The organism is Marinobacter sp. OP 3.4 (assembly GCF_036224885.1).
Lineage (GTDB): Bacteria > Pseudomonadota > Gammaproteobacteria > Pseudomonadales > Oleiphilaceae > Marinobacter.
In genome coordinates, this window is record NZ_JAVVLT010000115.1 from 24601 (window position 1) to 30809 (window position 6209).

The following is a 6209-nucleotide window of genomic DNA, read 5'->3' on the forward strand; positions in this document are numbered from 1 at the left end:
CAGACCAACAATAAGGACATTCCCATGCGAAAGCGCTCATTCCTGAAGCTTGCCTCCAGCCTGCTCGTTTCGGCGTCCCTTGGTGTCTCGATGACAGCCCATGCCGAAGGCCAGTACATCATGGGCACCGCCACCACCGGCGGCACCTACTATCCGGTGGGGGTTGCCATCTCGACCCTGATCAAGGTGAAGCTGGAACCCACCGAGAACATTTCCGTTTCCGCCATCAGTTCCGCCGGCTCCGGCGAAAACCTGAAACTGATGGACGAGGACCAGGCCCAGTTTGGCATCCTGCAGGGGCTCTATGGCGCCTGGGCCTGGAAGGGATCGGGCCCGGTGCCCAAGGCTTACAAGAACCTGCGTTCAGTCTCCATGCTCTGGCAGAACGTGGAGCACTTCGTTATCCGCAGTGAACTGGCCGATTCCGGTACCATTTCCGATATGAAAAACCTCTATGGCGAGACGTTCTCCATTGGTGCCCGGAATTCCGGCACGGAAGGTTCTGGCCGGTTTATCCTGGGGGCACTCGGCGTTGACCTGGAGCAGATGGACATAGCCTACATGGGCTACGGTCCCAGTGCCGATGCCTTGCAGAACGGCAACATCGACGGCATGAACATTCCCGCTGGTGTCCCCGCCTCCGCCGTGACCCGGGCCTACGCCAATATGGGGGGCGAGATTACCACGCTGGACTTCACCGACGACCAGCTGGCTGAAGTCAACAGCGAGTTCGAGCTCTGGTCCGCCTATGAGATTCCGGCGGGCACTTACCCCAATCAGGACAAGGTGATCAACACCATCGCCCAGCCCAACATCCTGGCGGTGCGGGCCGATGTGTCCGAGGAAGACGTCTACCAGATCACCAAGACCATCTACGAGAACCTGCCGTTCCTCAACAACATCCACGCGGCCACCAAGGCCATGGCCCTGGAGAAAGCGATTGTGGGCCTGCCCATGCCGCTGCATCCGGGTGCCCAGCGATTTTATGAGGAGCAGGGCATCGAGATTCCGGATCGCCTGAAAGCGCAATAAATCAGCGGGCAGGACAGGAAGCCGCGAGTGACAGAACCGCGTAGTGACGACACCGGGGTCGATGCCCGGCTGGAAAAGATCCGCGAGGAAAGCCCGAAGGAGGCTCCGGAACGCCTGGAACACCCGGTCATTGGCCGGGTGATCTTCGTGCTGGCCATCGGTATCGCCCTGGTCCACCTGTGGTTCAACACCTTTTCCACCCTGTCGGAGCTGTGGACCTCTGCCCTGCACTTCGGCCTGTTCGGGTTGCTGTGTGCCCTGGCCATGCCGCTGGTCCGCAGTGAGCGGGCCGGTGTCCAACGGGCCGTATTCTGGGTCGACCTGGTGCTGGGCCTGGCTGCCCTGGGCTGTGCCCTGTACCTCATGGGGTTCGAGGACGCCCTCTATGACCGGGGCGTGGTGTTCTCTACCGCGGACTGGGTGGTGTCCATCATTGCCGTCGGCCTGGTGCTGGAGTTTGCCCGCCGCACCACCGGCTGGTTCATTCCCTGCCTGTGTATTGTTGCCCTCACCTACGTGGCCTGGTGGGGGCAGTATGTGGAAGGCATCTTCAATTTCCCGGGGCTGACCTGGGAGACGGTGCTCTACCGTTCCTACATCGGGGGGCAGGGCATGCTGGGCTCCATTGCCCGCATCTCCTGGACCTACGTGTTCATGTTTATCCTGTTCGGCGCCTTCCTGGTGAAGTCCGGTGCCGGGGATTTCATTATCGACCTGGCCCGCTGTGCTGCTGGCCGCTTCGTGGGCGGGCCCGGATTCGTGGCGGTGTTCTCCTCCGGACTGATGGGGTCGGTGTCCGGTTCCAGTGTGGCCAATACCGTGTCCACCGGGGTCATTACCATTCCCCTGATGCGCAAGGCCGGGTTCCCGGCCCGCTTTGCCGGCGGTGTCGAGGCCGCTGCTTCCACCGGGGGCCAGCTGATGCCGCCGGTGATGGGTGCCGGGGCCTTTATCATGGCCTCCTACACCCAGGTGTCCTACCTCACCATCATCGGGGTTGCCGCCCTGCCGGCGCTGCTGTATTTCCTCTCCGTGGCCATGTTCGTGCGCATTGAGGCCAAGCGCAGCCACGCCGTCAAACTCGAGGACGAGGAGGCCGAGACCTTCGGCCAGGTGCTCAAGGGTGGCTGGCACTACCTGCTGCCGCTGGTGGTGCTGGTGGCATCGCTGATCTACGGCTTTACGCCTACCTATGCGGCGGGTATCGCTATCGTATCCGTGGTGGTGGCGTCCTGGCTTGCCCGCAAGCCCATGACATTGAGGGACATCCTTGAAGCCCTGGCCCAGGGCAGTCGCAATATCATGACCACGGCGATCCTGCTCATTACCGTCGGTCTGATCGTGATGGTAATTTCCACCACCGGTATCGGTAATACCTTTTCGCTGATGATCACTGAATGGGCCGGGGGCAGCCTGCTGGTGACCATTGTGCTGGTGGCGCTGGCGTCCCTGATCCTGGGCATGGGGCTGCCGGTTACCGCCGCGTATATTGTACTGGCGACCCTGTCCGCACCGGCTATCTATCAGCTGATCGCCCAGAGCCAGCTGATTGACCTGATGGCCAGTGGTAACCTGCCGGAGCAGGCCCGGGCGATCTTCATGCTGACCTCGCCGGAGGCGACGGAACTGCTCAGCGACCCCATGGAACGGGCCCAGGCGGTGGCCATGCTCGCGGAGGTGCCGGAAAACTTCACCAGCCAGTTGCTGGAACAGGCGCTGTCCCCCCATGCCCTGACCATGGCGCTGGTGGCGGCCCATATGATCATCTTCTGGCTGTCCCAGGACTCCAATGTTACCCCGCCAGTGTGCCTGACCGCCTTCGCCGCCGCAGCCATTGCCGGTACTCCGGCCATGCGTACCGGCCTCACTGCCTGGAAGGTGGCCAAGGGCCTGTACATTGTGCCGCTGCTGTTTGCCTATTCGCCGTTGATCTCCGGCACACCACTGGAGATGTTCATGGTGTTCACGTTTGCGCTGTTTGGCATCTATGCCATTATTGCGGGCCTCGAAGGGTATCTGGAACATCCGCTGCAGTGGTGGTTACGGGCGCTGATGTTCCCTGTCGGAGCATTGATGCTATGGCCTCACGGAATGATCTGGATCGACCTCGCCGGCGTGGCGATTTTCGTTGCGCTGCTGGTATGGAGCGCCCGTTTCAAGAGCGGACCGGGGGTAGCTGCCACGGCGTGAGGGGGTGGTCATGACCCTGTCCCTCTGGGAAATGCTGGCCCTGGTGGCGATTGGCGGTGTCGCCGGCTTTATCAACGTGCTGTCTGCCGGCGGCTCCATGCTCACCCTGCCGATGTTGATGTTCCTGGGCCTGCCGGCCCAGGTGGCCAACGGCACCAACCGGGTCGCGATTACGCTGCAGAGCATCACCGCCGTGGGCAGTTTCTTCCGGGCCGGACACAGTAACCTGGCGGTGAGCATCCGCCTGGCCATTCCCGCCGTCGCCGGCTCCCTGCTGGGGGCCTGGACCGCCACCTGGATTCCTTCGGCCATTTTCGAGGCGGTGCTGATCATTGCCATGATCGGTGCCTCGGTATTCATGTTGCTGCCCCAGCCGAAGCTGGATACCCGCCCACTGACCCCGGACCGGCTCGGTGTCGTGGAATACCTCGCGCTGTTCCTGATCGGGCTCTACGGAGGCTTCATCCAGGTGGGGGTGGGCGCCCTGTTTATCGTGGTGCTCTACCGGATGCTCAAGATCGACCTGCCCCAGGTGAACGTCATCAAGGTGTTCATTATCCTGATCTACACCCTGCCGGCCCTGGCCATTTTCGCCGCCAAGGGGCAGGTGTTGTGGATAACGGGCCTGGTACTGGCGGCGGGTAACATGGCCGGGGCCATGATGGCGGTGAAGGTCAATATGGGGCCCCAGGGCGCCCGCTGGATCAAGTGGCTGACCCTGGCCATGGTGGCGGCCATCCTGGTGCGGCTGATCCTTTACTGAGTGGGGCCGCGCGACACCGGTAGCGGTGCCGCGCATGGGACAGGCTCAATCCCCGATGGGGTTGAGTTCATTCACGAAGGTCAGCAGGTCGGCCATGGTGAACCGCCCCGGCTCCTTTGAGGCCAGGAAGGGTTTCCAATCCTTGCCTTCCTGCCAGAGGTAGGACTGGTGGTCGCCGTGGACCAGCCCCACGAACACCTCGGAGATAATCGTCGCGCCCACCGGCCCCAGCCGTTCGCCGTTGTGGGTGACTTCCGCTTCCTTGAGGATGTAGTACCACAGGGGCGTGGCCTCGTGCAGACCCTGGTCGCGGGCCACCTGGCCATCGGGGCCGCTGGCGATCTGCTCCCCGGTGAGGGGCGTCAGACCCATCTCCCGGGCTACATCCTGACCGGAGGGCAGACCCAGGCTGGCGCCACGCTTGAGGTTGCGCTCCGCCAGGTTGCCGCCGCCGGCCGGTAACGAATGCAGTTCCTTCGCCAGTAGTGCGTCGATCTTTTTCGACGCATTGAAGGCGACGCCGTCGGGACGATCCAGTTCGTAGAAGCGCCGCCAGTCGATGATCCAGTTGCTGGGCAGGTTCGAGACGGGAACGGGATCCGTGGGATTCTCGGGGGCCAGCCGCCCCGTGATACCACCGGACAGGCCGGTAAACTCGAACAACAGCCTGAAGCCGGTATCCGGGAATACGCGGTTGTGGCTGTACTGCTGACGCACCATGCTGTGGCCGATCCGGTAGGCCGCCACCGAGAATTCCACCGGCATGTAGGGGGTGTGCTTGAAGCGGTAGTACTTGCGGCCCTGGTCTAGGATACGGTCGGTTGAGCCTTCACCGCATAGCCGCTCCATCCAGTCATGCAGCACCAGCCACTGGTAGTGGTGGGTTACGGTCCGGCGGGCCTGGTCGAAGATCTCGGCGGCGGGGACGCCTTCACCGGCCAGGTGATCGCATACTGCATTATGGAATTTGAGGAAGGCCAGGTGGGTCTGGGCGACCACCAGGTTCTCGTCATTGCGGGGATCGCCGATCAGGGCCATGCCCTCGGGGCTGCGGGGCAGGTCGTTGCGGAACTCCCCGGTAATGCCGCCGAACCCCACGTTGATGTTATCCCCGATCACCAGTTTGGGTCCCCTTTCCCTTGGATTATCCGGGTTGCGGGCATACAGGTGGGGCGAGCCGTCCGGCCCCAGGCCGTAGACACTGTCCAGGTCCAGGGAGGGGGTGCGGAAGTTCTCCAGGCCCAGGGGATCCCGCTTCTTGTCCGATAGGGAACTGAGATCCAGCGTGATGTCGTGGTCCACGAACTGGCCCAGGTAGGTGTAGCCACCGGGGATCGCGGGGTTACTGCGGTCCTCGCCATCCGGTTCCGGATCCAGCATGGCCTCGGCCAGGGCGGTCAGCTTGTGGTCCGGAACGTCCAGGGGCGTCAGGTTGGGGAACATGCGCCCGAACATGCCCGGGTCATCATGTCCCGACAGCCGGCCCAGCCCCTCCCGGGTGGGGTGACGTCCGCCCATGCCGTGGCCGGGGCAGAGGTTGGCCCTGCTGTAGTCCTGGGGATCGGGGATCCGGTTTTCCTTGATGTTCATGACTCTCTCCATCTTGTCCTTGTCATTGGGTCTATTCACTTACCAGGATTGACCGGAAGCCTTTGCTTCCGGGACAGGAATCGAGCATCCGGCGTGCCAGTTGGTCAAAAAATAGCCATCCCGTTGCAATATCAATGGACTGGCATGACCCGACAGCAAGGGGCGATGCCTGAGGCCAGTGGTGGCCGGGAGAACCCCTGTTGGTTGTAAAAGTTCTCGACTGTTTTGTGACATGTGTCACGGTAAAATTTTACGATTTTATGGGTTTTCCTGGATTTTCGGCGTCGTTCGATTCATTTTGAGCCAGGCTTAATTTCTGACATCTAATGAGGTTCCGAAGGCCACTACGACGCTATTGCCGTGTTATTCAGCGAAAGTGGTGGGGATACCAGTCAGGGCGGGGAAGGTAAGTCTTTCTTTGTCAGTCGGTTTCAGGCGCATGGTAGAGCGCCCGCCAAAGGGACTGTCGTTTTTAAGTGGATGTTGGCAGGCATTACAGTTGTGAGGACCGGACACTCTGGAATCGGCGATATGACCTCGAAGGCGGCATAATGGGCGCGGCCTGGCTGACAACGGACCACCTCACGGATGAGGTGGTCCGTCGACAAGAGCCATGGACTGCTCCACCCTGCCT

General features: G+C 61.9%; 4 protein-coding genes. 3 read left to right on the top strand and 1 reads right to left on the bottom strand.

From position 1 onward, the window contains the following. Positions 1–24 precede the first annotated feature (24 nt). From RO069_RS19785 to RO069_RS19795, 3 genes are read left to right on the top strand one after another with little or no spacing between them, the layout of a single operon-like run. Positions 25–1032 carry a TAXI family TRAP transporter solute-binding subunit gene (locus RO069_RS19785; RefSeq protein WP_328189789.1) on the top strand — a complete coding sequence of 336 codons (1008 nt, stop codon included), beginning with the start codon at positions 25–27 and terminating at the stop codon, positions 1030–1032. Between the two features lie 27 nt (positions 1033–1059). After that, on the top strand, positions 1060–3222 hold the full coding sequence (locus tag RO069_RS19790) for a TRAP transporter permease (RefSeq protein ID WP_328189790.1): 2163 nt from the start codon (positions 1060–1062) through the stop codon (positions 3220–3222). 10 nt (positions 3223–3232) lie between these two features. Further along, positions 3233–3985 carry a sulfite exporter TauE/SafE family protein gene (locus RO069_RS19795; protein ID WP_328189791.1) on the top strand — a complete coding sequence of 251 codons (753 nt, stop codon included), beginning with the start codon at positions 3233–3235 and terminating at the stop codon, positions 3983–3985. 45 nt (positions 3986–4030) lie between these two features. Here RO069_RS19795 and RO069_RS19800 read toward each other — a convergent pair whose 3' ends face one another. Next, a complete protein-coding gene (locus tag RO069_RS19800) occupies positions 4031–5575 on the bottom strand; it encodes a peroxidase family protein (protein ID WP_328189792.1) in 1545 nt (514 codons plus the stop codon). Positions 5576–6209 lie beyond the last annotated feature (634 nt).

What these genes read in the sequence shown, in the direction of transcription:
- RO069_RS19785 (WP_328189789.1), top strand. Translation starts at nt 25, where the DNA reads ATGCGAAAGCGCTCATTCCTGAAGCTTGCCTCCAGCCTGCTCGTTTCG.
- RO069_RS19795 (WP_328189791.1), top strand. Translation starts at nt 3,233, where the DNA reads ATGACCCTGTCCCTCTGGGAAATGCTGGCCCTGGTGGCGATTGGCGGT.
- RO069_RS19800 (WP_328189792.1), bottom strand. Translation starts at nt 5,575, where the DNA reads ATGAACATCAAGGAAAACCGGATCCCCGATCCCCAGGACTACAGCAGG.